Genomic DNA, 25,769 nt, shown 5'->3' on the forward strand with positions numbered 1-25,769 from the left:
CGTGGCCGACAAGCTGCACACGCCAGCCAGTCCGCCGACACCCGCTACCTGACAGTCCAAGTCCGGATCACCATCATGCCTCACGTGCACGCGCGTGGACGAACGGCCCACGTGAGCCGCTTACCGAGAAAATCGCGCGGCGCGGCTATCACATCTATCGCGAGTACGGGGTCGATCCGCTGGAGCGTCACTACGTGGATGAAGTGATGACCGCCTCGGTCGAATCGATCGAGGCCCGCATGACGGTCAACGAGACGCTGCAAAAATATTTTGGCGCCGGCCAGATGCATCGCGCCTATCCCGTTGTTGCCGATGGCGTGGTGATCGGCATGGCCGACCGGACGATTCTCGAAGCGTTCGGCCGCGCAGAGGGAGAAACCAAACGCGCGATGTCCCTCCTCGACCTGTTCAGCCAGACAAACGTGGCCTTCGCCTTACCGTCCGAAACCTGCCGGCTCGTGGCAACGCGACTGGCCGTGCACGGTCTCGAACGACTGCCGGCGGTCGCCGACCCGAAGACGATGCGCCTCGTGGGAATCGTGTCACGTAGCGACCTGGTCAAACCATCGCTCAGTCATTTCGAAGAGGAGCACAAGCAGGAGCGGTTCCGGCGCCTGACGCCTTCACGCGGCAAGCGCCGCTTTGCGCCGATGCGCGGGACGGAGTGAAACGGGTTTTCGGATCCGTCCGCGTGTTTCGACGCGCCATTCCCGCATCCATCTGTACCGGACACCATCAAGCTATCTGTACCGTTACTGTACCGGCCCGCGTCGATAAACTGCATAAAAACAGCATCGACACCGGAGCCACCCATGTCTTTCGTCTCGCTCAGCGCGTTGCCAGCCGGCATTCTGTTCGCGCTCGTCACCAGCATCACGCCGGGGCCGAACAACACCATGTTGCTCGCCTCAGGCGTCAATTTCGGCTTTCGCCGCACCCTGCCGCATCTGCTCGGCATTAGCACGGGCGTGGTGGTGCTGATGCTGGCCGTCGGCTTCGGACTCGGCGAGGCATTCCAGCGTTTCCCGGTGCTCTACACGGTGCTGGAAGCGGCCAGCGTCGCCTATCTGCTGTATCTGGCGTGGAAAATCGGCACTTCCGGCGAGATGAAGTTGCGCAACGGCGAGCGCCGTCCCATGAAGTTTTACGAAGCCGCCGCTTTTCAGTGGGTCAATCCGAAAGCCTGGATGATGGTGCTGACCGCCGCCACCACCATCCACGTCAGCGAGAATTTCAGCCACAACGTGTTCCTGATGGCGGTGCTGTTCTACGTGGTCGGCTTTCCGTGCATCATGCTGTGGGCCGGCTTCGGCACGGCGATGCGGCAAGTGCTCACCGACCCGAAACGTCTGCGCGTCTTCAATATCGGCATGGCCTTGCTGCTGATCGCGACGCTGTATCCGATCGCGGCGCGCCTGCTGAGCTGATCACTGATCACGCTTCACCCACCTGCCCGATAAAGCGCCACAACGCGTCGTCCGTCGAATACGGCGCGTTGAAGCGAAACCAGGCGCTCGCGGCATCGTCCGGGCGAAAATAGGACCCGGGCGCGAGCCAGATGCCATGCGCGAGCGCGGCCGTCGCCACCTCCGCAGCGCGCTCGGGCGCAATGGGCAAACGGGCCCACAGGAATAGCCCCGCGCGCGGCCGGTGAAACAGTTCCAGCCCCAGCCCATCGAGCCGCTCTTCCACCACGGCATGCGCGGCCTTGAGCCGCTGATTCACGTCCTCCACGTGACGCGCATAGTGCCCTTCGAGCAACACCTTGTCGACGATCCGCTCGATCGCCTCCGACGATGTCAGCCCCACCGCCATCTTGGTGCGCGCCAGTTCGCGCAGCACATCGCGCTCGGCCACCACGTAGCCGCAGCGCAATCCCGGCGTGATGGTCTTCGAGAAGCCGCCCACATAAAGCACGCGCTGCAGGCCCTCCATGGCGGCAAACAGCGGCGCGCCCGCCGGCGCGAGTTCGCGGCTCACGTCGTCCTCGATCACCCACATGCGCGCCCGTTCCGCGATCTGCAGAAGGCGGAAAGCCGCGGCCATGCTGAAGGTCGCGCCGGTCGGATTCTGCAGCGTCGTGTTGACGAATAGGGCTTTAGGACGATGCGCCGCCACCAGCGTCTCCAGCGCTTCCGTGTCGAAGCCGGCCGGCGTGCGCGGCACGCCGTACACCACCAGCCCCGCGAGTTTGAGAATCTGCAGCAGATTGCAGTAACCGGGGTCTTCGACCAGCACCACGTCGCCGGCCCGCAGCAGCGTGCGCACGATCAGATCGAGCCCCTGAGTGGCGCCCTGCGTCAGCAGCACGTTCGACACATCGACCGGCAAGCCGTGCCGGTCCAGTTGGCCGGCGATCCTTTCACGCAGCGGCGCAAAACCATACGGATGACCATAGTCGCCCATACGCGGACCGGGCACCCGGCTCATCGCCCGCAGCGCGTGGTGCAGGCCGCTTTCGTTGATCCATTCGTTCGGCAGCCAGCCGCCGCCGGCCTTGATCGGCACCGAATGGTCGGCGAACACGTCGGAGAGCAGCCACGTCGCGGTCAGGCTGGGCGGCTGCCAGTCGGTGGCGCTCGTGCGCGCGGTCTGGGGCCGCGCCGCCACCCGATATCCCGAACCGCGCCGGGCGATCACGAGTCCCATCGAAACCAGCCGGTTGTACGCCTCCGTGACAGTAAACGTGCTCAGTTCGTGGCTTGCCGCCAGTTGCCGCACCGACGGCAGCAGCGCGCCGGCGCGCAGCGACTGCGACTCGATGGCGCGCGCAAAACCCTGCACGAGTTGCTCGACGAGGGTGGGCACGGCGCGGCCGCCGCGTTCCAGTTCAAGTTCTATCATGGCAGCAGACGCAATCAGGCCAATATGGCAAGCTAAGGGAAACGAAGGGAAGCTGAAGGATCCGCAAGAACAGCAATCGACCAGCACAGTCGCAGCAACTTCGCCTGCACAGTTAGCAGCGCAGTACATCAACTGTTTATGTCTGCCATTTAACCTCAGACGCTACAGTTTCGCTATGCCCCGACGGAAGATCCCTCGGGGGTCCACCTCGAGGAGAAATCATGACTTCGCGCCCCGTCATCGACGATCTGTCGTCTTTCTGGATGCCCTTTACCGCCAACCGCCAGTTCAAGGCCGCGCCGCGCCTGCTGGAATCGGCCAAGGGCATGTATTACCGCACGACGGACGGGCGCGAAGTGCTCGACGGCTGTGCTGGCCTGTGGTGCGTGAATGCGGGTCATAGCCGCGACGAAATCGTCGCCGCGATCACCGCGCAGCTTTCCACGCTCGACTTCGCGCCGACCTTCCAGATGGGCCACCCGCTCGCGTTCGAAGCGGCAAGCAAGGTGGCTGAACTGATGCCGGCCGGTCTCGACCGGATTTTCTTCACCAATTCGGGTTCGGAATCGGTGGATACAGCGCTGAAGATCGCGCTGGCTTATCACCGCGCGCGCGGCGAAGGTCAGCGCACGCGGTTGATCGGCCGTGAGCGCGGTTATCACGGGGTGGGCTTCGGCGGCATTTCGGTGGGCGGCATTGCGCCCAATCGCAAGACCTTTTCCGGCGCGCTGCTGCCGTCCGTGGATCATCTGCCGCACACCCATAACCTCGAACACAACGCGTTTTCGAAGGGTCAGCCCGCGTGGGGCGCGCATCTGGCGGACGAACTCGAACGCCTCGTCACGTTGCACGACGCCTCGACGATCGCCGCGGTGATCGTCGAACCGGTGGCCGGTTCGACGGGCGTGCTGGTGCCGCCGCAGGGTTATCTGCAGAAGCTGCGCGAGATCTGCACGAAGCACGGCATCCTGCTGATTTTCGACGAAGTGATTACCGGCTTCGGGCGCCTCGGCAAAGCCACGGCGAGCGAGTATTTCGGCGTCACGCCTGATTTGCTGACCCTGGCGAAGGCCATCAACAACGCCGCGATTCCGATGGGCGCGGTGGCCGCCAGCCGCACCATCCACGACACCGTCGTCAATAACGGCGCGCAAGGCGCCATCGAACTGTTTCACGGCTACACGTATTCGGCGCACCCGGCTGCCGCTGCGGCGGCGATCGCCACGCTCGATCTGTATCGCCGCGACGATCTGTTCGCCCGGGCCGCTTCGCTCGCGCCGGTATTCGAAAGTACCGCGCACGCGCTACGCGACGCCAAGCATGTGAAAGACATCCGCAATCTCGGCATGGTCGCCGGGATCGAACTCGAGCCGCGCGATGGCGCCCCGGGCGCGCGCGCCTACGAGGCGTTCGTCAAATGCTTCGAAGCGGGCGTGCTGGTGCGCTTTACGGGCGACATCCTCGCCTTTTCGCCGCCGCTGATCGTCAATGAAGAACAGATCCAGCACATCTTCAAGACGGTGCGCGACGTGCTGGCTACGGTGCAGTAAAGACCTGCTACATGCGCGGGCGGCGGAATGACGTTGCCGCCCGTTGCAGGTGGGAACATGGCGAAAGGCAGGCTCACGGCGAGCGTGCCTTTTTTATTTAAGCAGCAGTCCCGACGATCGTATCGAAGTACAGCTCTAGAAATCCCGCCACGTCGACATCCACGCATACGTCCTGCTTCGTCGATTCGTCCCAGTCCGGCGCCGGCACGCCCATGGTTGCCGGTTTCTGGATGGTTTGCCCCACCGCGAGCCCCTCCACCACCACCCGCACCGCCCCATGCCGGATCCGATACAGCTCGGGTGCGACCAGATACGCCACCGCCGACGAATCGTGCACGTAGATGCCATGCACGCCGGAGCTGTCGATATGAAACTGCTCGTAGAGGCGCGACACGTCCCAGACAAACTGCCCCACTTCGCCACCGTGCTGACGGATACGATCGAGATAGGCGGTATCCATGATGGCCTTTTGGGTCACATCCAGCCCCACCGCAGTGACTTTCCAGGCGGCGGCGAATACCTGATCGGCCGCATCCGGATCTGCGGAAATATTCGCCTCTGCGCACGGGCTGACATTGCCGAGCACGCCGTTGATGCCGAACGCGCCACCCATGATGATCACCTGTTTGACGAGGTGCTGGATCTCGGGGTCTTCCTGCAAGGCCAGCGCGAGATTGGTCATCGGCCCCACGGCGATCAGATTGATCTCGTGTGGATGCGCGCGAATGGTGTCGATGATGAAGCGATGCGCGCAGCGTTCGTCGAGGCGCGCGCGGCCCTCGTCCACCAGATCGGGCAGCGCGATATCGCCAAGGCCGTTGTGGCCGTGAATATGCGGAATCGGCTCGGGTGTCGACCGGCGCAGCGGTTTTCCTGCGCCCCGCGCAACCACAACCTTGGGATCGGCAAACCGTTCAACCAGATAAAGCGCATTGCGGGTGGTCGTTTCGATCGTCGCGTTGCCGAACACGGACGTCACGCCGAGCAGATCGATGTCCGGATGGCACGTCTGAAACACGAGCGCCATCGAGTCGTCGACGCCGGGGTCCGTGTCGAAAATGACCTTATGCATGATTGGATGCTCACATTGTTTGCTTATGCAGCCGACGCGCCGCCGGGTTCCAGATAAAACGCGCCGGGCAGCAACGCGGCGGCACTGGTTATCTCAACCTGACCATCCAGATTGCTTAGCACTACTTCGAGTTTAGGCGAGCCGAGTTCGATCATCACCTGCCGGCAGGCGCCGCATGGCGCAATGGGGCCGTCAGTTTGACCGATCACAGCCAGCGTCCTGAACTGTCCCGGACGATAACCCGCCGCCAACGCACTGAAAAACGCCGTGCGTTCAGCACAATTGCACAGGCCGAACGAGGCATTCTCGACGTTGCAACCGTGAAAAACGGTGCCGTCGTTTGCTTCCAGCGCGGCGCCGACATGGAATTTAGAATAAGGCGCATAGGCACATTCGCGCGCCTTGCGGGCTTCGTCTATCAGTTGTTCGTGGTTCACGATTTCTCCTTTGCACCGCGCCCGGGATTTCACGTGTGCTTGCTGCGTTCATGCAATCGCGCCGTGGTTCCGCGCGGTTAGTCGATTAGACCGTATACGGTGGGCGGCACGGTTGCCGCAATGTCCGCCAGCGTAAATGCCGCCTGGATAGCGTCGGCCGCGTGTCGCGCCGAGGACTCATCCCTGGCATGAATGCGCGCCAGGGGCGTATCCGCATCCACGTATTGTCCGAGTTCGGCGAGTTCTGTCAAACCTGCCTGATAGTCGATCCCGTCTTCGGGACGACGCCTGCCGCCGCCCAGTCCCACCACGGCCATGCCGAGCGCCCGGCAATCGATCCGCGTCACGTAGCCCGCGCGCGGCGCGGTAATCGTCAGTTCGACCGGCGCTTCGCCAAGGTAACGCCCAGGTGTCTCGAGCAAATCCGCAGGACCGCCCAATGCATGCACCATTCGCGCGAAACGTTCCGCGGCCGCGCCTGAATCAAGCACGACATTCAGTTTGTTGCGGGCTTGCGCGGGATCGTCGGCGAGGCCGCCTGTCACGAGCATCTGCGCGGCAAGCGTCATGGTGACCTCGTGCAGGCGTGACGGACGGCTACGTCCGTTGAGATAGTCGACGGCACAGCGGATTTCCAGCGCATTGCCTGCGCAGTGGGCCAGCGGCTGATTCATGTCGGTCAGCACGGCGGTCGTTTTCATGCCGGCGCCGTTGCCCACGCCGACGATGCTGCGCGCCAGTTCCAGCGACTTCTCGTGGCTCGGCATGAAAGCGCCCGAACCCACCTTGACGTCCATCGTCAATCCCGCCAGGCCGGCCGCGAGTTTCTTCGAGAGGATCGACGCCGTGATCAAGGCCACCGATTCCACCGTCGCCGTCACGTCGCGGATCGCATAGATGCGCTTGTCCGCAGGCGCGAGTTGCGCCGTCTGGCCGATGATCGCCACGCCCACCTCGCGCACGATGCGCTGAAACGCGGCGGTCTCCGGCGCCACGTTGTAGCCGGGTATGGCCGCGAGTTTGTCGAGCGTGCCGCCGGTGTGACCCAGACCGCGTCCGGAGATCATCGGCACGCAAGCGCCGCACGCGGCCACCATCGGACCAAGCAATAAGGACGTGAGATCGCCCACGCCGCCGGTCGAATGCTTGTCGATCAGCGGACCGGGCAAATCGAAGTCGTGCCATGCCAGCACCTGACCCGAGTCGCGTTGCGCGAGCGTCAACGCGACTCGCTCGTCGAGATTCATGTCGCTGAAGTACACGGCCATTGCGAATGCGGCGATCTGCGCGTCGTTGACGCTGCCATCGGCGACGCCCTGCACGAATTCCGCGATCTCGCCGCGGCCAAGCGGCTGCCCGTCGCGCTTTCTGCGAATGATTTCCTGCGTGAACGACATGATGATCCACCCAAGCCAAGGTAGGACGCCGCAGCGTCGTTGCTGCCTGCGCCCCTCAGTGCCTTCAATGCGCGCTCAATGCACCGACAGGAAAATGCCGGCAATCGCCGCGCTCATCAGATTCGATAACGTGGCCGCCGCGACGACGCGCAATCCATAGCGCGCCACTTCCGAACGACGCTCGGCTGCGACGGCGCTAAAGCCACCCGTGAGAATCGCAATCGACGAGAAGTTCGCAAAGCCGCACAGTGCAAACGACACGATAGCCAGCGTCTTCGGATCCAGCACCTGCAAGCCGGCCGCCGCGACCGACCGCGCGCCCTTCAGGTACGGCGACAGATCGACATACGCGACGAATTCATTGAGGATCATCTTCTCGCCGATGAAGTTGCCCGCTAGCGGCGCATCGTGCCAAGGCACGCCGATCAGCCACGCCAACGGCGCAAACACCCAGCCTAGCAGGCTCTGCAGCGTGATCTGCGGATGCCCGAACAGCCCGGCAATGCCGCTCACCGCCGAATTCAACAAAGCGATCAGGCCGATGAAGGCAATCAGCATGGCGCCCACGTTGATGGCGATTCGCAGTCCGATGGATGCACCCGAGGCCGCCGCTTCGATCACGTTGGCCGAGCGCCGCTCGTCGAAATCAAGTCCCTCCAGCACGACGCGGCTCGGCTCAGTGGTTGGGAAAATCAGCTTGGCAAATAGCAGACCACCGGGAATCGCCATGAACGAGGCGGCCAACAGATACTCCAGATTGACGCCGAGACCCGCGTAGCCCGCCAGCACGGACCCGGCCACGGATGCCATGCCGCTCGACATCACCGCAAACAGCTCGGCGCCGCTCATCTGCTTGACGAACGGCTTGACGAAGGCCGGCATTTCGCTCTGACCGAGAAAGATGGTCGCCACCGCCGAGCAGGCTTCGACGCGAGTCACGCCGAGCAGCTTCTCGAACACGATGCCCAAGCCGTTGATGATCCACTTCATCACGCCGAGGTGATACAGCACCGCAATCAACGCGGTGACAAAGATGATCATGGGCAGCACGCGCAGCGCAAACACGAAACCGCCGCCACCGAATAGCGAGAACATCTTGTCGTCGACAAGACCGCCGAACATGAACGACACGCCACGGTCGCCCATCTGCAGCACATGATTGACGCCGCGTGCGGCAGCGGCAAGCGCCGCGCTGCCGAGCGGCACGAACAGCACCAGCGCGCCAATCGCCATCTGCGCGGCGAGCGCCGGAATCAGCGTGCGCAAACGGATGCCGCTTCGATTGGTCGAAAGCACATAGGCGATCAGCAACAGAACGATCATGCCAAACAGACTGCGTACGATATCCAACTGTGACTCGCTCTATTGGAATGAGGATGATCGGGAGATTTGCCTCGCGGACTAGCGGTGTGAAACCGGTCTCTCCAGCACAGCGGGCTCGAAGACACGCGGGCCGCTTAAAAGGCGCGCCTAAAGATGGGTGTAAAACATTCTGGACGGCGACGGCGCGGTTGAAAAGCGCCTGAACTGGATAACCCAGGATGAACCGTCGCGAATTTATTTCGCATACCTATCTTCCTCCACTTTTCTCTTTTGTTTGATTGTGCCGGGCATGGGCCGACGGCGCTTTTCAGCATGCGCCATTGGTTGCCCGTATAGTGCAATGCAAAGTGCTTCGCGTCCAGCCTTCATGGCCGCGCAAGTTTATCTCTTTGAGATGCCGCAATGCAAAGGCGCTCGCGCATGCATCGCGCATCCGCCATTTCTATGTCCGTGTGCTTGTGCGAGCATCGAATCCTGTCCTAACGGTCAGGTTATAGATGAACAAAAAAGCAAAGTACACGGTTTTTTGTGGGGCGCCGGGTTTCAGAGCGAGGCATATGTAGGCCTGCTCAGGAGATTTGGGCATGCAGAATAGCGGGAACGGATGCTCAGGCTTCTGTATTTTTTACGCGCAGCACATCCACGTTGCGCAGTAGCCGCGTCGCGGCGACAGCGCTTTGGGGGCGGCGATATTGCATCGCCGCCCGCGTAATAAGGCGTTCGAAGCGCCTCAGTGATGCGATCGCGCAGCCCGCGTATGAGCGGCCTTCTTTGCTGCCGTGGAGCGGGCGGACGCACCCTTGGTCGTCGCCGCCTTCTTTGCTGCCGCCGACCGGCTGGCGGCCGGCCGATGTGCGGCCGCACTTTTCGTCTGTTTCGACAGCGCCGCGCTCGACGCGCCCTTACCGCTTTCGCGCTTGAGCGCCGCGGTGGCCGCGCGGGCGCGCTTCGTCTTCGATTCGCCGTTGCCAGCGCTGCTCGCGTGCGCCGCAGTTTTATGCTGACCCGCGGCGGTATCCTTGGCGGCCTTCTTGCGCGTCGCGCCGCTGGTCGTACCCTTCTTCGGCGCCTTCAGGTCTACGCCGGCGCGGCGCGCCTTCGACAGGCCGATTGCGACCGCCTGCTTGGCCGAGCGCACGCCGTGCTTGCCTGCACGCACACGATCGACCTCTTCCTTGACGAATTCTCCCGCCTGGGTGCTCGCGGCTTTGCCGGCGCGCTTGTCGGCGTGGGCACGCTGGATGGTTTTATGTTCAGGCATGACAGTCCTCCAGATTGGATGTGGGCGTCTACGAACGCAGCAACCGCTGTGCCATCGAAGGAATACCCGCAAACCGTGCGGCATCGGCGGAGACGGCGTATGGTTACAGGCATGCGCCGGGGCCCATTCGTTGCTGTAATCCGGCTATCCGGCCAACCAGGAGAAGCGCATGAAGATACCCACTGTACGCGCAGGCGCCCATATCGAAGGCATTCATTGGGTTGCCGAATATGCCGAGGACGTCCACGAGATTCGCATGTTCCGCGAAGGACAGGAAGTGGATGTGCACAATGCGCCGTCGACGCTGTTCGGCGACGAGGAAAACGCCGGCTCGAAAAGCTGCGCCGATCATCGCGCGGCGGAGGCGGCGGTGCTGGCCTATTTGCGGCGCTTCGTCGCCGAACACGACGCGGAAGAATAGCGAATTCAGGCGAACATGGGCGAATAAAAACGGATGCCGAGCGGGCTAAACGACGCATGCCGGTTTAGCCCGCTCAAAGATTCGCTTCACGCCCGTCAATCAGCCGGACGCAGCTTCTTTACTTCGGCGTCCGAAGGTTGCACACTCGCGCCGTCGATATAGCGGTACGACGTCATCACCCCCTTGCCGTCCTTCACCGCCGTTACGCCGACGAAGGCGCCCATGGTCGACTGGTTGTCCTGCGGGCGGTACGAAATCGGCCCGAACGGCGTGGCGACGTTCAAGCCCTTGAAGGCGGCCGCGAGTTTGTCAGGATCAGTGGAGCCGGCTTTCTTGAGGCCATCCGCAATCGACATCAAGGCCGAATATCCCACCACCGAGCCCAGCCGCGGGTAGTCGTGATACTTCGCCTGATATGCATCGACGAATTTCTTGTTGGCCGCCGTGTCGATCGAATACCACGGGTAGCCCGTCACGACCCAGCCGGTCGGCGCTTCGGCACCGAGCGGGTCGAGATAATCCGGCTCGCCCGTCAGCAACGACACCACGCTGCGATCCTTGAAGAGTCCCGTCGTATTGCCCTGACGCACGAACTTGCCGAGATCCGCCCCGAACAGCACGTTGAAAATCGCGTCGGGCTTGGCGTCGGCAATCGCCTGGGTCACCGCGCCGGCATCGAGATTGCCGAGCGGCGTGGCCTGATCTGAAACAAACTCGATATCAGGCTGCGCGGCCTGCATCAGACGCTTGAAAGTCGCCACCGCCGACTGGCCGTACTCGTAGTTCGGATATACCAGCGCCCAGCGCTTTTTATGCAGCTTGAGTGCTTCCGGCACCAGCATCGCCACCTGCATGTACGTGGAAGGCCGCAGACGGTAAGTGTATTTGTTGCCGTCGGCCCACACGATCTTGTCGGTCAGCGGTTCGGCCGCGAGGAAAAAGACATGCCGCTGTTTGGCGTAATCGGCGAGCGCCAGCCCCGTATTCGACAGGAAACCGCCGAACAGCAACTGCACGCCTTCACCCGTCACCAGTTCCTGCGCGACGCGCACCGTGTCGCCCGGATTGGCGTTGTCGTCGCGCGAGACCACTTCGAGCTTCTTGCCCAGCACGCCGCCCGACGCGTTCACCTCGTCGAGCGCGAGATTCCAGCCGTTTTTATAAGGGCCGAGAAAGGCCGGTTGCGCCTTATAGCTGTTGATTTCGCCAATCTTGATCGTCTCCTGGGCCGCGGCTCCGAATGCGGTCAACGTGAGTGTCAACGAGACGGTCAGACGTGAGATCCATCCTGCGCGTGTGGTCATGCCTTTCTCCGTTATCAGTGGGATTGCGAGAATGCGAAATCAGCGCGCGGCTCGGCGCGAATGCGCGCCACCGCCGCCTCGACGTCCTGCCATGCGGGCTTGCCGCCGGCAAACTGCTGACGCAGGTACGACACCAGTTCGCTCACCTGAGCGTCGTTGAAACTGTCGCGGTACGCCGGCATCGTACCGAGTTCGGGCCGCGCAGGCGAGCCGATCCCGTCCAGAACGACGCGTATCAGGTTATCTGGCGCCGCGCCATGCAGATTCGTGTTAAGCGCGAGCGACGGATGCGCACCGAATAGCTGCGGCCCGGCGCCGATGTGATGACACGCGGCGCAGGCCCCATCGAAGAGCCGCGCGCCGGGACCCGCAGCCAGCGGCGTCGCCATGCTGGCTTGTTCGTATTCACGCGCCACGGCTTGCGGATCGGCATTCGGACCGGCCGGGTTGAGCGAGGCGAGATAGTTCGCCATGGCGCGGATGTCCGTGTCGGGCAACGAGGCAAGCTCGCTGACGACCGGTCCCATCGGTCCAGCCGCCACACCGTGCAGCGGCGCGTGGCCGAAGCGCAAATAGCTGAACAGCTCGTCTTCGGTCCACGGCACCGGCGCGTTGGAAAGCGTCGTCAGGGCCGGTGCTTCCCAGCCTTCCGCCACGCCACCGCCAAGAAACTGCCTGCCGGTTTTCTCGGCGCCTAGAACATTGCGCGGCGTATGGCACGCGCTGCAATGACCCAGTCCATTGACCAGATACGCACCGCGATTCCATTGCGCGGTTTGTGTCGCATCCTGCGTGAAGGCATTGCGCTTCAGAAACAGGCTATTCCATGCGGCCATCATGGGACGCACGCCGAACGGAAACGCCAGCTTCGTTTCTGGCGGCCGCGCACGTACCGGCGTTTGCGACATCAGGTAGGCATACAGCGCATTCAGATCGTCATCCGAAACGTTCTTGAACGAGGTGTACGGGAAAACGGGGTACAGGTGCCGTCCATCGCGATGAATGCCTTTGCGCATGGCGCGCACGAACGCTTCCAGCGACCAGTTGCCAATGCCGGTCTGCCCGTCGGGCGTGATGTTGGTGGTGTAGATGGTGCCGAACGGCGTGTCGAGCGCGCGACCGCCGGTGTTCGGCACGCCGTTATGCGCGGTGTGGCAGACGGCGCAATCGCCTAGCGATGCGAGCAACTTGCCGCGCGCAATCAGCTCAGGTGCAAACGATGACGCGAGCGGCGGCGTAATGGGCGCCATCGGCTGCGGCGCAAACGAGGCCATGCTTAACCAGCCCGCCGTGCCGGCCACCAAAGCGCTAAGGATACCGAAACGCCAGCGCTTTTTCCTGCGCGCGGCAGCAGCCGCAGCTTCCTGCGCTGGACCATCCGCGAGTGCCGCGCGGATCACCTCCGGCGTGAAGGGTGGGCGGCGAAAGCGCACGCCGGTCGCATCGAAAAGCGCGTTGGCAATCGCCGCCGCGCCCGGCAGCGAGGCCGACTCGCCGGTGCCCATGGGCGGCTCGCCGTGGCGCGGCATCATCACCACTTCGATGACCGGCACTTCGCGGAACGTCAGGATCGGATAAGCGCCCCACTCCTGGCTCGTCACCGCGTTGTCGCCGAACGTCACGCGCTCTTTCAATGCGCGGCTGGTCGCCTGGATCACATTGCCGTGAATCTGATGACGCACGCCATCCGGATTGACCATCGTGCCGGTATCCTGACCGACCACCACGCGCGTGACGGCAAGCTCGCCGCTCTTGCGGTTCACTTCGATGTCGGCCACCCAGGCGGCCCATGCTGCGCCGAAGCCGGGGAATTTGCTATGCACGTAGCGCGCATAGGCAAAGCCTCTGCCGCGTGCGATGTCGCCTTCGGGTTTCTCTTCCCGCTCTTCCTCTCGCACGACATGGCGCACGACACTGCGCGGCTGCCAGCCGGCCTTGGCCGCTACTGCGTTGACCAGTTCGATCGCGCGCGGATCGGTCAGATGCTGCAGGCGAAACTCGACAGGATCGACACCCGCCTGCTCGGCCAGTTCATCGATGAACGATTCGTGCGCAAACGTATTGGGCAACGCGGACACGCCACGCAACCACGAGGCGCGGACAATCGGCGCAGTGTCGTCGCAAACGATCCGCATGGTCTGGTAGTTGTACGGCGGCACGGCCGTGCGGTCGCCCATTTCGAACACCTGCGGCTGCGGCGCAATCGCGCCGGTCAGCAGCAAGGCTAGCGTCGGCGCGTCGTTCGAGGGGTAACGGGTAGCGAAATCGTAGCCTGTCAGTTGACCGTTTGCGTCCACCGCGCCGCGCACGTCCATCAGTTGCGCCGCGCCTTTCGGTTCCCACTTGTGTTCGTCTTCGCGCGATAGCTGCACACGCACCGGTTTGCCGACTGCGCGCGAGAGCAGCGCAGCATCCGCGACCACGTCATCGGCGCAGTTGCGGCCGTAGCATCCGGCGGCTTCCATACGGACCACTTCGATGCGGGCTTCGTCGAGTGTCAGCAGCAGAGCCAGATCCGCCCGCAGCGAATGCGGATTCTGCGTGCCGGACCAGACCTTCAGCGCGCCGTCACGATAGTCGGCCACCGCGCACGACGGCCCGATCGACGCGTGCATCTGAAACGGCCACACGTAAGTGCGATCGAGCGTGTTGCCGCCTTCTGCGAGCGCGGCGTCGACATCGCCTTCGATCACCAGATCGCGGCGTTTCGCGGGATTAGCCCGCAAGGCGGCTTCCACCTCGCCGCTGGTTTCGAGCGGCGGCAGCCCTTCCACACTTTTCCACTGCACATCGAGGCGTTTGGCGGCCTGCTGCGCCACCTCCTCGCGCTCCGCCACGATGCCGATGAAATCGCGGATCACCACCACCTTGACGATACCAGGCAGGTCGCGCAACGAATCCTCATCGACGTGCAGCAGGCTATTGCCAATGAAATCGCCTTGCGCCACGCCCGCATAGGGAGGCCGCACCACGCGGCCATGCAGCATCCCCGGCACGCGCAGGTCATGCACGAACATCAGCTCGCCGGTGGCCTTGGCGGGAATATCGACTCGCGCCGTGCTCTTGCCGACAATCCGGTAATCCGACGGCGCCTTGACAGGCGTATCTGTCGATAGCGTCAATTCAATGCGCCGTCCCGCGATCAGCTCGCCATAGCCGATGCCTTGCGTCACCGCTTCGCCACGGCGATGCACGATACCGTCGCGCACGTCGAGCGTGTCGCTGCCGACGCCCAAACGCGCCGCTGCCTCCTGCACGAGGAACTGCCGCGCCTGCGCTGCGGCAAAGCGCAACGGCACGGCGGAAATCTGGATGGTTGCGCTTGCAATCGTCGGACCCTGGTTCGGCACCTCGGTGGTATGACCCAGCACCATCGACACACGCGTGAGCGGCACATCCAGTTCTTCTGCGACGATCTGCGCGAGCGCGGTGCCGATGCCCGTGCCGAGGTCGACGTGTCCGTTGAACGCCAGCACGCTGCCGTCGCCGCGCACCACGAGAAACACGTCCGCCACGGCCGGCACGTATGATGAACGCGAGCCCGGCTGCCCCGGCGCCGGCTTGACCGGCGTCTGCGGCGGCCGCACGACGATCAGCACATTCTGCGCGTCCTCGAGTTGCTGGCGCGAAAGCGGCTGACGCTCGACGCTGACGTCCGGCCCGGTCATACGCGCGCTCCTTCCGACTCGCGGCGACGCGCGGCCAGCAATTCGGCGGCGCGATGCACGGCGCGCAGAATCTCGACGTGCGTGCCGCAACGGCACAGATTGCGCGACAACTCGCGGCGAATCGTGTCGTCACTGGGATGAGGGTCGCGCTCGAGCAGCGCTTTCGCGGTCATGATCATGCCGTTCAGGCAGTAGCCGCACTGCGCGGCCTGTTCTTCGATAAACGCCTGCTGCACCGGATGCGGCGCGGCGCGCGTTCCGAGTCCTTCAAGTGTGGTGATTTCATGTCCCAACGCCACGCGTGCGGTGGTCACGCACGAGCGCGTCGGCGTGCCGTCGAGCAGCACCGTGCAGGCGCCGCACTCGCCGAGGCCGCAGCCGAACTTCGGGCCGTTCAATGCCAGGTCGTTGCGCAGCAGATAAAGCAGCGGCGTGTCGATGCCGGCGCTGACGACGTGCGTCGCACCATTGACGTCGAGCGTGAGGTCCACGGGACGGTTCATGGCCGCAACGCCGGCAAGTGGCGGCGCGCGTTCAAACGACCACCGGCACTTCGGTGGCCGGCGGCGTGTTGCGGCTGCGCCGGCAACGAATCAGGCCATCGATCATCACCATGCCCACCCCGGGGATATCGCCCAACTGCACGCTTTCGAGCAACGTGCTGGCCGCCGTATGCTGCGCGCGATCCATGAACACGAGATCCGCCGGACGACCCGTTTCAATCAGGCCTTGACGCAGATCGCGCTGTCGCGCCGTGTTGCCGGTCGCGAAGCAAAAGGCGATTTCCGCGGGGACGTCGGCGAGACTCGAGATCAACGCGATCATCCGCAGAATGCCGAGCGGTTGCACGCCCGAGCCCGCGGGACTGTCCGTGCCGAGGATGATACGGTGCGGGCATTTGAGTTCAATGGCGTGACGCGCGGTCAGCAACGCGATACGTTCGTTGCCGTTATGGACGATTTCCAGCGCCCGCGTGGATTGCTCGCACAAGTCGCAGACATGGCGATAGGACAGCGACGTGTGGCCGCCGTTGATGTGGCCGATCACATCCGCATCCGCCGCGAGCACCACGTCTTTGTCGATCAACCCCGAGCCGGGAATCGACGGCCCGCCGGTGTGGATTGTGCTCTGAATGCCGTATTTGCGCGCCCAGGCAACCATCTGACCGGCTTCTTCACCGGCCTTCACGCTGCCGAGCCCTACTTCGCCCAGCAGCTTCACACCCGCTTCCGACAATTCCCTGAAATCCTCCTCGACCATGCCCTTTTCGATCACAGGCGCACCGGCCAGCACTTTCACGCCGCCGCCGACACCCGCGCCGCGCATGCCTTCGAAAGACCGTTGCGCTGTAATCGCCAGCGCCTTCACGCCGACGATATCCTTAGGACGGCCTGGCAAATGTACTTCGCCGGCGGAGATCATCGTCGTCACGCCGCCGTTCAGATTCGATTCGATCCAGCCCATCTGGTTCTGGCGCGGCGTCCAGTCGCCAAAGACCGGATGCACGTGCGAGTCGATCAGGCCCGGCGCCACCGTCGTGCCTTTGCAATCGATCGTGGTGCGCGCGCCTTCGAGGTCGCAATCTTTCTCCTTGCCCACCGCGACGATCACGCCATCGTCGATCACCAGCGTGTCCGCGTCGAGAATAGGCTTGTCGATGTCGCCGGATAACAGCAGGCCGATGTTCGTTACCACGACCTTTCCCGATAACCCTGTCAACGTCTCTGCTGCCATCTGCTTCTCCTTTCGCAACGACTACCCGATGCAAGCGCCCGCGCACACGCTGCGCAACGGCATTGCACCGCAGGAATCAGACGCTCAGATAAGCGCGCCTGACTGTTTCGTTCTTCGCGAGTTCGCCGATCGAGCCGCTAAAGCGAATCTGTCCTTTTTCGAGGACATAGGCGCGGTCGCTGACCAGCTCGGCGAAATGCAGGTTCTGTTCGGACAACAGAATGGATAAGCCTTCGCGCTTGAGTTCGAGAATCATGTTCGCCATCTGCTCGACGATCACCGGGGCGACGCCTTCCGACGGTTCGTCGAGCAACACCAGATAGGGATTGCCCATCAGCGTGCGCGAAACGGTCAGCATCTGCTGTTCGCCTCCGCTCATCTGGCCACCCGGACGTCTGGGCATTTCGCCGAGATTCGGAAACAGGCGAAACAGCTTTTCCGGGGTCCATTGCGGCGCCCCTTCACGCGGCGCCTGACGGCCCGCGTCGAGGTTCTCCATTACCGTGAGATCGGAGAACACGCGGCGGTCTTCCGGCACGAAACCCATGCCCATGCGGGCGATTCGATACGGCGGCAGCGTCGCGATGTCCGCGCCGCGAAACCGCACCTCGCCCTGGCGGCGCGGCAACAGGCCCATCACCGCTTTCATGGTGGTGGATTTGCCCGCTCCGTTGCGGCCCATCAGCGCCACCACTTCGCCACGCCCTACTTCGAGGCCGACGTCGAACAGAATATGCGCGCGGCCATAAAACGCGTTGAGACCGGAGACTTTCAGCAGCGGCTCGCTCATTGCAACGCCCCTTGATGGTCCGCGTGGCCATCCCGACGACCGAGCGCCGCATGCGCCTGAAACGTCTTGCCGGTGCCGAAATACACTTCCTGCACGCGTGTGTCGTTGCGGATCGTTTCCGCGCTGCCTTCGGCAATCAGCTTGCCGCGCGCCAATACGATCATGCGGTCGGCGAAGGCGAACACCACGTCCATGCTGTGTTCGGTGAACAGCACGCCGATCTTGTGCTCCGTCACGAGCCGCTTAGTCAGCGCCATCAGGTCGTTGCGCTCCTTCGGCGCCATGCCCGCCGTGGGCTCGTCCATCAATAGCAGCTTTGGACGGTTCGCCATGGCGATGGCGAGTTCGACACGCTTGACGTCGCCATAAGCCAGCACGCCGCAGGCACGCTTCGCATCCGCCGCCATGCCGACCTGTTCAAGCAGGGTGTACGCCTCATCCGCGTACCACGATGCGGCCGGCTTCCACAGACCGAACAGTTTGCGTTCGCGCGACACCAGCGCCATCTGCACGTTTTCGAGCACGGTCATCGAATTGAAAGTGGCGGCGATCTGGAACGTGCGGCCTACGCCGAGCCGCCAGATATCGCGCGGCCGCATGCCGACCAGTTCGTGGCCGTCGAGCCGGATCGAGCCGGACGATGGCCGAAGCTGCCCGTTGACCATGTTGAAACAGGTCGATTTGCCCGCCCCGTTCGGGCCCAGCAGCGCGAGCAATTGACCGGCTTCGAGATCGAACGAGACATCGTCGACAGCCTTTAGGCCACCGAACGATTTCGACAAACCCGCAACACGTAGAAGGCTCATAGGCCCTCCTTCATCGCGGCGGCTTGCGAAGGAGAGGGCGCCGGCACCGTGGCGGCATTGCTGCGCTCTGATGCGCAGGCAGCCTTGGCCGGATCGTTGTCCGTGGTGACAGTATCGTCGCCGAAGCGGTCGCGGATAAACCCCACGATGCCCTGCGGGAACGCGATCACCAGCAACAGGATGGCGAGACCGAGCAATGCCTGCCAGTAATCGGTCTGACGCGCGACCGTGTCTTGCAGCCACGTGAACACCGCGGCGCCGACGATCGGGCCGGTCAGCGTCTGCAGGCCGCCGAGCAGCACCATCACGAGTCCGTCGACGGAACGGCTCACGCTGATGACTTCCGGCGAAATCGTGCCTTTGGAGAAGGCATACAGCGAACCCGCAAGGCCGCAAAATACCGACGCAATCACAAATGCGGCCCACTGCACACGTTTTACGTCGATCCCGATTGCTTCCGCACGCAAGCCGGAATCGCGCGCGGCTCGCATCGCATAACCCAGCGGAGAAAACAGCATGCGCCGTAGCAGCCAGACACACACAGCCACGCACACAAGCGTCAGGTAGTAATAGGCCACCGGCGAGGACAGCCAGTTCGACGGCCACAATCCCAGCACGCCGTTACTGCCGCCCGTCACGTCGTCCCATTGAAACACGACAGACCAGACGATCTGCGCGAACGCCAGCGTCAGCATGGCCAGATAAACGCCGGAGAGCCGCACGCAGAACCAGCCGAACACCAGTGCGCCGCCGAGAGCAAGCAATGGCCCCAACAACAGGGCGGCTTCCATCGGCAGATTCAGGACTTTGAGAAAAAGCGCGGCGCCATAAGCGCCGAGGCCAAAATACGCGGCATGGCCGAACGAATGCATGCCGCCCGGTCCCATGATGAAGTGCAGGCTGGTGGCAAACAGCACCGCAATCAGAATTTCGACCAGCAGGATGGGCATATACGGAAACGCGCCCGCAGCCAGCGGCGCGAGCACCAGCACGGCCAGCACGACCGCCGCAAGCCAGTTCAGGCGCTTGCCGCCGGATCGCAGCGGCGTGTCCGGCGCGGCCATGCCGCGCACCGCCGCACTCGCACGCCCGAACAGGCCCCAGGGCCGAACGACGAGCACCACGGCCATCACGACAAATTCCGCCACGAGCGTGAAGCGGCTCAATGAGAAATCGATCCCGCCAATCGATACATGTCCGATGCCGATGCACAGTGCCTTGATCTCGGCAATCAGCAGCGCGGCGACGAAAGCGCCGGGAATCGAACCCATGCCACCGACAACCACCACGACGAATGCATTGCCGATGGTCTCCAGATCGAGCGACAGGTTCGCCGACATGCGCGGCCCCTGCAATGCGCCACCGAGCCCCGCCAGAAACGCGCCGACGAAAAACACGCCGGTAAATAGCCACGCCTGGTTGATACCGAGCGCGCCGAGCATCTCGCGATCCTGCGTCGCCGCACGCACCAGCGTGCCCCAACGCGTGCGCGTGAGGCCGTACCAGAGCAGCAACAGCACCAGCGGACCGATCACGATCAGCGCGATATCGTAGGTCGGCAAGGGATGCCCCAGCAGATCGACCGCACCGGCCAGATGCGGCGCGCGCGGTCCGAACAGATCCTCGGGACCCCATAACCACAGCGCGGCGTCGCGGAAAATCAGCACCAGCGCGAAAGTAGCGAGCAGATGAAACAGTTCGGGAGCCTGATAAATACGCCGCAACACGATCATTTCGACCAGCGCGCCAAGCACCGCGACCACCAGCGCGGCGGCCAGCACGGAGAGCCAGAAGCCGCCCGTGGTGTGGCCAAAGCGGCTCGCGATGCTGTAGGCGACGTAAATGCCGACCATATAGAACGAACCATGCGCGAAGTTGACGATGCGCGTAACGCCGAAGATCAACGACAGCCCGGCAGCGACGAGAAACAGCGTCGACGCGTCGGCGAGTCCGTTGACCAGTTGTACCAGCAGATTCGAAAGCATCGTAATCCTCAGCGGCGTGCAACCATCCAATGCGCAGGACACTACCAGCGAAAATATTCAGCGCAAACCATCTTCGCCTTTGATTTCGCTCGCCTGCAATCCGCCGATGCGCGCGAGCGGCCGGCCCGACGCCGTCACCGCGACCGCCACCACGATCTCGTTGGCGCGCGGCGCATCGGCGACGCGGGCTTCGATGGCGTCGAAATGGCTGCGCACGAAGGCGGCATCTTTATGGCCAAGCGGTACGTCAATCGCCGTGCCGAGCGTGCCCATCTTTTTCGCCGACGGCACCAGCGCGGCGCCCTTTTCCACCGCCACGCGCAGCGGCGCGCCGAGCTTCGGATGCAGGATAGCGGCTGCGTGTTCCAGTTCGCCCGCTTCGCCGACAATCGCAGCCTTGCCGTAACTGTGCGCTTCACCGGGCGCGATGCCCAGCGCCTCGACGCATTTCTTGCCGAGCAGCGCGCCGAGTTCTTCGCCGGCCTCGATCAGCGCATCCAGTTTTGGCTCGAAGCGGCCCGCATAGGGGTTTTCGATCACCGCGACGGCAACCGCGCGGCGTGCCGGCGGGTCGATCGTCTGGCCCATTTCAATGCGTGTTTCGTCCACCTGAACGACCAGCTTGCGAAGCCTGATTGCCATTTCGCTCTCCGTGTATGGGTTCGCTGCGTGTTGCCGCTGTTGCTATTGCCGTTGCGTTCCGTATGTCCGTGTCGAACCTGCCGCGCAATTAGCGCAATCCGTCCTTGCCCACGATTGCCTCTTTCGCAAGTCCGCCGACGCGCGCATGCACGCGCTGCCCGGTGCTCATGACGAGGATATAGACCACTTCGTCCGCCGCCGGCGCACCGGGCACGCGAACTTCGATCGCGTCGAAGTGGCTGCGCACGTAGCTCGCGTTGACATGGGTCATCGGCACATCGAGCGCCGTGGATGGCGCGCCCACTTTCTTGGTGGACGGCACAATCGCATTAGTTTGCACTCCGTTCTTTTCCAGTAGCTCACGCATGGCATATCCGCCCGGCACATGCCACAACGCGCCATGCTCCAGTTCGCCCGCCGCGCCGACAATCGCGCCTTTGCCGTAGCTTTCGATCGCCGCATGCGGCACGGCCATGGCCGCAAGCAGCCGCTGCGCCATCTCGACGCCGATCGGCTTGAGCGCCTCCATGGCGTGCTGGATGTCCGCCTCGTAGCGGCCCGCGAACGGATTGCTCATCACCGCGGCAATCGCGCCCTTGCGCAGGGGATGCGCAGGCACCGGACCGAATTCGTGAAAAATGTCTTCGACGTGCGTCAGCACGCGGCGTATTTCGAACACGGAACCTCCGTTGGGTAACCAGTATGACGCGGGGTGTCGCGCGTCAGACTCAGACCACTGCTTGCAACCGGCGCCGCCGCGCAGGGTTCGGCCACGCCGACCACACGCACGCTGCGCTGCAGAAACAACGCCGCGCCTTCGATCAAACCATGTTCATGCAGACGGGCCGCTTCAGCGACGCCGCGCGCGAGCGCCATATCGATCAGCGCTGACGGCAACGGCGGCACGCCGACCGTCACCAGCAGGTCGCCGAGATCGCTGTCATCCTTTAGCGACGAGGCTGGCCGCCGCACAATATCCGCGTGCTGCAAATCTACCGCATTGGCAATCATCGTTGCGGCGGCGTCGGCGGCAGCGGCGTTGCGCGCCAGCACGGTCACGCTGTCCGCGATACCCAGACTGAAACTGCGGCCACGCCAGCCGCTGGTAGCGACCCCGCGCACTGGCGAGGCCGCGTCTAGCGTCAGGTTAGCATCGAGTGGCACGCCATTGGTCTCGCCTGGACTCGCAAATTTCGCCAGATCGGTGAATACACCAATACGGTACTGCTGGCCTTCGCCAAGATAAAGCGCAATGTCGCCGCCATTGTTGATGAATGCGCGCGCCACGCCAGCGCGCGCAAATGCGCCGATCAGTTCGTCCGCGACGCTGCCGGCAACCGCCGCCATGGGCGTGATGTAACGCGCCCGGTGCGGATAACAGGCGTCCCACATGCGGCACGCTACAGCGCCCGTGCAGGAATGGCTCACCGCGTCATGCCGGATTGGTTGCCGCAGACGTGGTAGCTCCGCGACCAGTTCGCCCAGCACGCCGGTGAAACGCAGCCAGCACGCCTCGTGCGCGTCCCGCACCGCCGCAGCTTCGCCATCGGCGCCGATGATCAGATCAATCGGGCCATGCTGCCAGTGCCACCGGTTGGCGTCGAGTTGGGCGCGGGTCGCATTCATATGCGTTATCCCAGCATCGGCGGCGTGCCGAGCGGCCATGGGTTGTCAGGGTGACGCGCGAGCGTGCGGCGCGCGAGAGGCGCCCCTTCGACGTGATCCGGGCCATTGGCCAGCACGCTTTCCAGCGAACGCACCGCGTCGAGATGGCCGCCCAGGTCGCGATAGACGTCGTAACTCATGCTGAATTCGATCGGTGCGACGATGGCGGGTGTGGGCACCGTGCCGAACGAACGCTCCGGCATGCGCATCACGTCGACCATCACCGTAATGCCGCCGCCGGGCCAGACGTAGGCCGGCGCGCCGCCACAGGTCACGTTCACCAACTGCCGCTTGATGGCGCGCGTCAGCAGGACCGGGTTTTCGGTCGCGCCGGCGCGCAAACTGCCGCCCGCGCCGCCCAGAAACAGCACCGTGGCGAGCGACGGCTCGCAGTTTTCGCCGATCCGCTCCACCGTGCGGCGCACCGTCGCCGGCATTTCCGTCACGCGCGGCACCAGATTCGCATCTAGTTCGTACCACTGAGCATGTTCGCCCGTGGTCGACACCATCAGCAAACGCATGCCGGGCCGCGCCACGCTGGGATCGAATCCTTCGATGATGGCCAACGGGTCCTGAATATCGGTGCCGCCCCAGCCGGTACCCGGATTGGCGACCTGAAAATAGCGGCCCGGCGTCGACTTGCGGCCGCGAATCTTCAGACCAGAGCGCGTCATGCCGAGGCAGCGCCCGGCCTGATGCTCGGTGAGCACGCCGGTGATGTGATCGTCCACCACCACCACTTCGTCGACATGGCCGAACCATTGTCTCGCGAAGATGCCGATTGTGGCCGAGCCGCAGCCCACCCGCATGCGCTGCTCTTCGACGCCGTCCACGATCGGCGCCGCGCCCGCGCGGATGACGAGGCTCGCGCCGCCGTCGATGCCCAGTTCCACCGATTGCCTGTTGCCGAGCGCCAGCATCATGTCGCAGGTCACGCGGCCTTCTTTCCTGCTGCCGCCGGTCAGATGATGCACGCCACCCAGGCTCAGCATCTGCGAGCCGTATTCCGCGGTGCTCACGTGGCCGACAATCTCGCCCTGGCAGCGCACATTCGACTGTTCCGGGCCGAGAAAACGGTCGGTGTCGATTTTTACCTTGAAGCTGCAGTAGCTGAAAATGCCCTCGGTGACGACCGTCACCATGTCGACGCCATCCTGCTTCGAGGCGACGATAAACGGCGCGGGCTTGTAGTCAGGATAAGTGGAGGAGGCACCGACTCCCGTGACGAACAGCGCCCGCTCGTGGTCTTCAGATTCACGCGCCGCCGCAGAGGATGCACCAAATTCGATCGCGGCCGCCGCGCCGCTATTGCTATTAGCGCCAGGTTCGCCGGTTGGAATTGCACGCGACACGAACACCACAGGGTCAACCCGGATCAGCCGCCCGTCCGAGTTCGCATAACGGTCGCACGCGCCGGTACGGCCTTCGGATATCTGGCACAGCACCGGACACGCATTGCATTCGATCTTGTTGCCCGCCATCCGCTCGCTGCGCGGCGCCGCCTTTTCGAGCACGGTTGGACCCGGCGTCGAGGCGATTGCGCCATCGACACGGTCTGCACCGAAATCGACCTTCGTATGCTCTGTCATGGTGGGGTTCCCATACGACGACATTACAATCGGCCCTACCCGGCTGACGAAATAGCCCTTGTTTTAAGGTCTATTCGTGTGACCTCCCAAAACATATCATTCTGAAAAATGTTGCGGTCACTTACCGTTCGTGTAGTATCCACTAAACCAAATATGATTGAAATCTACTCGATCAAAATAGACTGCGCAATGTCTTTTACTCGTTGCCCGTCATGTTGCGGCGCGCCAATATGCGCGCCGCCAGCCCTCGTTCCCCCGTTGTTCCTCACTCACCCGACTGCAGGAGAAACCCATGAACGAAGTTGTTGACCAAGCCGCCTCTCACCATACTCCGGACACCCGCACCGAACCGCCATCGCCCATCGAAACCGACGCATTGATCATCGGAGCAGGGCCGGTCGGACTTTTTCAGGTGTTCGAACTCGGTCTGCTGGAAATCAAGGCGCATGTAATCGATTCGCTGCCGGTCGTCGGCGGCCAGTGTGTCGAGTTGTATCCCGACAAGCCCATCTACGACATTCCCGCCGTGCCGGTCTGCACCGGCCAGCAACTCGCGGACAATCTGCTCAGGCAGATCGAGCCGTTCGGCGCCACGTTTCATCTCGGCCAGGAAGTGCAGATAGTCGAGCGTCTGCCGGACCGGCGTTTCTTCGTGCGCACCAGCAAAGGCACGGAATTCATTAGCAAAACCATTTTTATCGCAGCGGGCGTCGGTTCGTTCCAACCGCGTTCACTGAAAGTCGCCGGCATCGACAAATATCACGGCCGGCAATTGTTCTACCGGGTACGCGACCCCGAACTGTTCCGCGACAAAGACCTCGTGATCTGCGGCGGCGGTGACTCCGCGCTGGATTGGGCGCTCAATCTCGTCGACATCGCGCAGAGCGTGACACTCCTGCACCGGCGTGACGAATTTCGCGCGGCACCTGCCTCGGTGGCGAAGATGCGCGCGCTTTGTGAAGAACTGCGCATGCAGTGCCTGGTCGGTCAGGTAAGCGGCTTCGAGGACAATCATGAAGCGCTGCGTCGCATCAAGGTAACCGGCGGCGACGGCGTGACACGCACGCTCGAACTCGATCACCTGCTGGTGTTCTTCGGACTTTCGCCGCAACTCGGTCCGATCGCGCAATGGGGCCTTGAAATCGAGCGCAAGCAGCTAGTGTTCCGTTCCGCTGATTCGCGTACAAAGTCTTTGTAGCTTTGCGAGGATGGAGTCAGCGGAAGCGGTCCATGTAAACGCTTTGCAATTCTCGTTGTAGTGGGACACGAATTGATCGATAC

General features: G+C 63.3%; 21 protein-coding genes and 2 pseudogenes. 5 read left to right on the top strand and 18 right to left on the bottom strand.

Annotated features, from left to right (window positions below):
• Nucleotides 1-110: 110 nt before the first annotated feature.
• A pseudogene (locus FQ755_RS27680) lies at nt 111-668 on the top strand (CBS domain-containing protein); the annotation flags it as partial.
• A gap of 144 nt (nt 669-812) precedes the next feature.
• A complete protein-coding gene (locus FQ755_RS27685; protein WP_144158304.1) occupies nt 813-1,427 on the top strand; it encodes a LysE family translocator in 615 nt (204 codons plus the stop codon).
• Nucleotides 1,428-1,434: 7 nt separating this feature from the next.
• Here the strand turns inward: FQ755_RS27685 and FQ755_RS27690 are convergent, their stop codons facing one another.
• Nucleotides 1,435-2,844: a PLP-dependent aminotransferase family protein gene (locus tag FQ755_RS27690; RefSeq protein ID WP_144158306.1), complete on the bottom strand. Its 1,410-nt coding sequence runs from the start codon at nt 2,842-2,844 to the stop codon at nt 1,435-1,437.
• Between the two features lie 221 nt (nt 2,845-3,065).
• Between FQ755_RS27690 and FQ755_RS27695 the strand changes: the two genes are divergently transcribed.
• Nucleotides 3,066-4,394, top strand: a complete 1,329-nt coding sequence (locus FQ755_RS27695; protein WP_144158308.1) for an aspartate aminotransferase family protein — start codon at nt 3,066-3,068, stop codon at nt 4,392-4,394.
• Between the two features lie 97 nt (nt 4,395-4,491).
• Here FQ755_RS27695 and FQ755_RS27700 read toward each other — a convergent pair whose 3' ends face one another.
• The 5 genes from FQ755_RS27700 to FQ755_RS27720 all read right to left on the bottom strand — a co-directional run bounded on the left by FQ755_RS27700 (nt 4,492) and on the right by FQ755_RS27720 (nt 9,884).
• Nucleotides 4,492-5,466, bottom strand: a complete 975-nt coding sequence (locus FQ755_RS27700; protein ID WP_144158310.1) for a nucleoside hydrolase — start codon at nt 5,464-5,466, stop codon at nt 4,492-4,494.
• A 23-nt stretch (nt 5,467-5,489) separates the two neighbouring features.
• On the bottom strand, nt 5,490-5,903 hold the full coding sequence (locus FQ755_RS27705; RefSeq protein ID WP_144158312.1) for a cytidine deaminase: 414 nt from the start codon (nt 5,901-5,903) through the stop codon (nt 5,490-5,492).
• Nucleotides 5,904-5,980: 77 nt separating this feature from the next.
• Complete coding sequence (deoA, locus tag FQ755_RS27710; protein ID WP_144158314.1) at nt 5,981-7,300, bottom strand: thymidine phosphorylase; 1,320 nt, start codon at nt 7,298-7,300, stop codon at nt 5,981-5,983.
• Between the two features lie 75 nt (nt 7,301-7,375).
• Nucleotides 7,376-8,650 (bottom strand): NupC/NupG family nucleoside CNT transporter, encoded by a 1,275-nt coding sequence (locus FQ755_RS27715; protein ID WP_144158316.1) that lies wholly within the window; start codon nt 8,648-8,650, stop codon nt 7,376-7,378.
• Between the two features lie 703 nt (nt 8,651-9,353).
• Nucleotides 9,354-9,884 (bottom strand): DUF6496 domain-containing protein, encoded by a 531-nt coding sequence (locus tag FQ755_RS27720; protein ID WP_144158318.1) that lies wholly within the window; start codon nt 9,882-9,884, stop codon nt 9,354-9,356.
• 169 nt (nt 9,885-10,053) lie between these two features.
• Between FQ755_RS27720 and FQ755_RS27725 the strand changes: the two genes are divergently transcribed.
• The gene (locus FQ755_RS27725; RefSeq protein WP_144158320.1) at nt 10,054-10,305 is read left to right on the top strand and encodes a hypothetical protein; all 252 of its coding nucleotides are present in this window, start codon (nt 10,054-10,056) and stop codon (nt 10,303-10,305) included.
• Nucleotides 10,306-10,400: 95 nt separating this feature from the next.
• Here FQ755_RS27725 and FQ755_RS27730 read toward each other — a convergent pair whose 3' ends face one another.
• From FQ755_RS27730 to FQ755_RS27780, 11 genes are all read right to left on the bottom strand, one after another.
• Nucleotides 10,401-11,609: an ABC transporter substrate-binding protein gene (locus tag FQ755_RS27730; protein WP_144158322.1), complete on the bottom strand. Its 1,209-nt coding sequence runs from the start codon at nt 11,607-11,609 to the stop codon at nt 10,401-10,403.
• A gap of 14 nt (nt 11,610-11,623) precedes the next feature.
• On the bottom strand, nt 11,624-15,277 hold the full coding sequence (locus FQ755_RS27735) for a molybdopterin cofactor-binding domain-containing protein (RefSeq protein WP_144158324.1): 3,654 nt from the start codon (nt 15,275-15,277) through the stop codon (nt 11,624-11,626).
• Nucleotides 15,274-15,780 carry a (2Fe-2S)-binding protein gene (locus FQ755_RS27740; RefSeq protein WP_144158326.1) on the bottom strand — a complete coding sequence of 169 codons (507 nt, stop codon included), beginning with the start codon at nt 15,778-15,780 and terminating at the stop codon, nt 15,274-15,276. Before FQ755_RS27740 ends, FQ755_RS27735 begins: the two co-directional genes overlap by 4 nt.
• Before the next feature lie 31 nt (nt 15,781-15,811).
• Nucleotides 15,812-17,011 (bottom strand): amidohydrolase family protein, encoded by a 1,200-nt coding sequence (locus tag FQ755_RS27745; RefSeq protein ID WP_144158328.1) that lies wholly within the window; start codon nt 17,009-17,011, stop codon nt 15,812-15,814.
• A gap of 76 nt (nt 17,012-17,087) precedes the next feature.
• A complete protein-coding gene (locus FQ755_RS27750) occupies nt 17,088-17,801 on the bottom strand; it encodes an ABC transporter ATP-binding protein (RefSeq protein ID WP_144158330.1) in 714 nt (237 codons plus the stop codon).
• On the bottom strand, nt 17,798-18,607 hold the full coding sequence (locus tag FQ755_RS27755; protein ID WP_144158333.1) for an ABC transporter ATP-binding protein: 810 nt from the start codon (nt 18,605-18,607) through the stop codon (nt 17,798-17,800). The genes FQ755_RS27750 and FQ755_RS27755 overlap by 4 nt, the downstream gene beginning before the upstream one ends.
• The gene (locus tag FQ755_RS27760; RefSeq protein WP_144158336.1) at nt 18,604-20,592 is read right to left on the bottom strand and encodes an ABC transporter permease; all 1,989 of its coding nucleotides are present in this window, start codon (nt 20,590-20,592) and stop codon (nt 18,604-18,606) included. Before FQ755_RS27760 ends, FQ755_RS27755 begins: the two co-directional genes overlap by 4 nt.
• A gap of 57 nt (nt 20,593-20,649) precedes the next feature.
• Nucleotides 20,650-21,234, bottom strand: coding sequence for an amino acid synthesis family protein (locus tag FQ755_RS27765; RefSeq protein WP_144158340.1), 585 nt, complete (start codon nt 21,232-21,234; stop codon nt 20,650-20,652).
• 88 nt (nt 21,235-21,322) lie between these two features.
• A complete protein-coding gene (locus FQ755_RS27770) occupies nt 21,323-21,913 on the bottom strand; it encodes an amino acid synthesis family protein (RefSeq protein WP_144158343.1) in 591 nt (196 codons plus the stop codon).
• On the bottom strand, nt 21,889-22,860 hold the full coding sequence (locus FQ755_RS27775; RefSeq protein ID WP_144158346.1) for a UPF0280 family protein: 972 nt from the start codon (nt 22,858-22,860) through the stop codon (nt 21,889-21,891). Before FQ755_RS27775 ends, FQ755_RS27770 begins: the two co-directional genes overlap by 25 nt.
• A gap of 5 nt (nt 22,861-22,865) precedes the next feature.
• Entirely contained in the window at nt 22,866-24,488 is a 1,623-nt protein-coding gene (locus FQ755_RS27780) for a 6-hydroxynicotinate reductase (protein ID WP_144158349.1), read from the bottom strand.
• A 292-nt stretch (nt 24,489-24,780) separates the two neighbouring features.
• Between FQ755_RS27780 and FQ755_RS27785 the strand changes: the two genes are divergently transcribed.
• The gene (locus FQ755_RS27785) at nt 24,781-25,686 is read left to right on the top strand and encodes an NAD(P)/FAD-dependent oxidoreductase (protein ID WP_144158352.1); all 906 of its coding nucleotides are present in this window, start codon (nt 24,781-24,783) and stop codon (nt 25,684-25,686) included.
• On the opposite strand, the pseudogene FQ755_RS27790 reads toward FQ755_RS27785, so the two are convergent.
• Nucleotides 25,645-25,769, bottom strand: a pseudogene (locus FQ755_RS27790) (IS630 family transposase); the annotation flags it as partial. The gene FQ755_RS27785 and the pseudogene FQ755_RS27790 sit on opposite strands and share 42 nt — an antisense overlap.

Source organism: Paraburkholderia sp. BCC1885 (assembly GCF_900996235.1).
Lineage (GTDB): Bacteria > Pseudomonadota > Gammaproteobacteria > Burkholderiales > Burkholderiaceae > Paraburkholderia.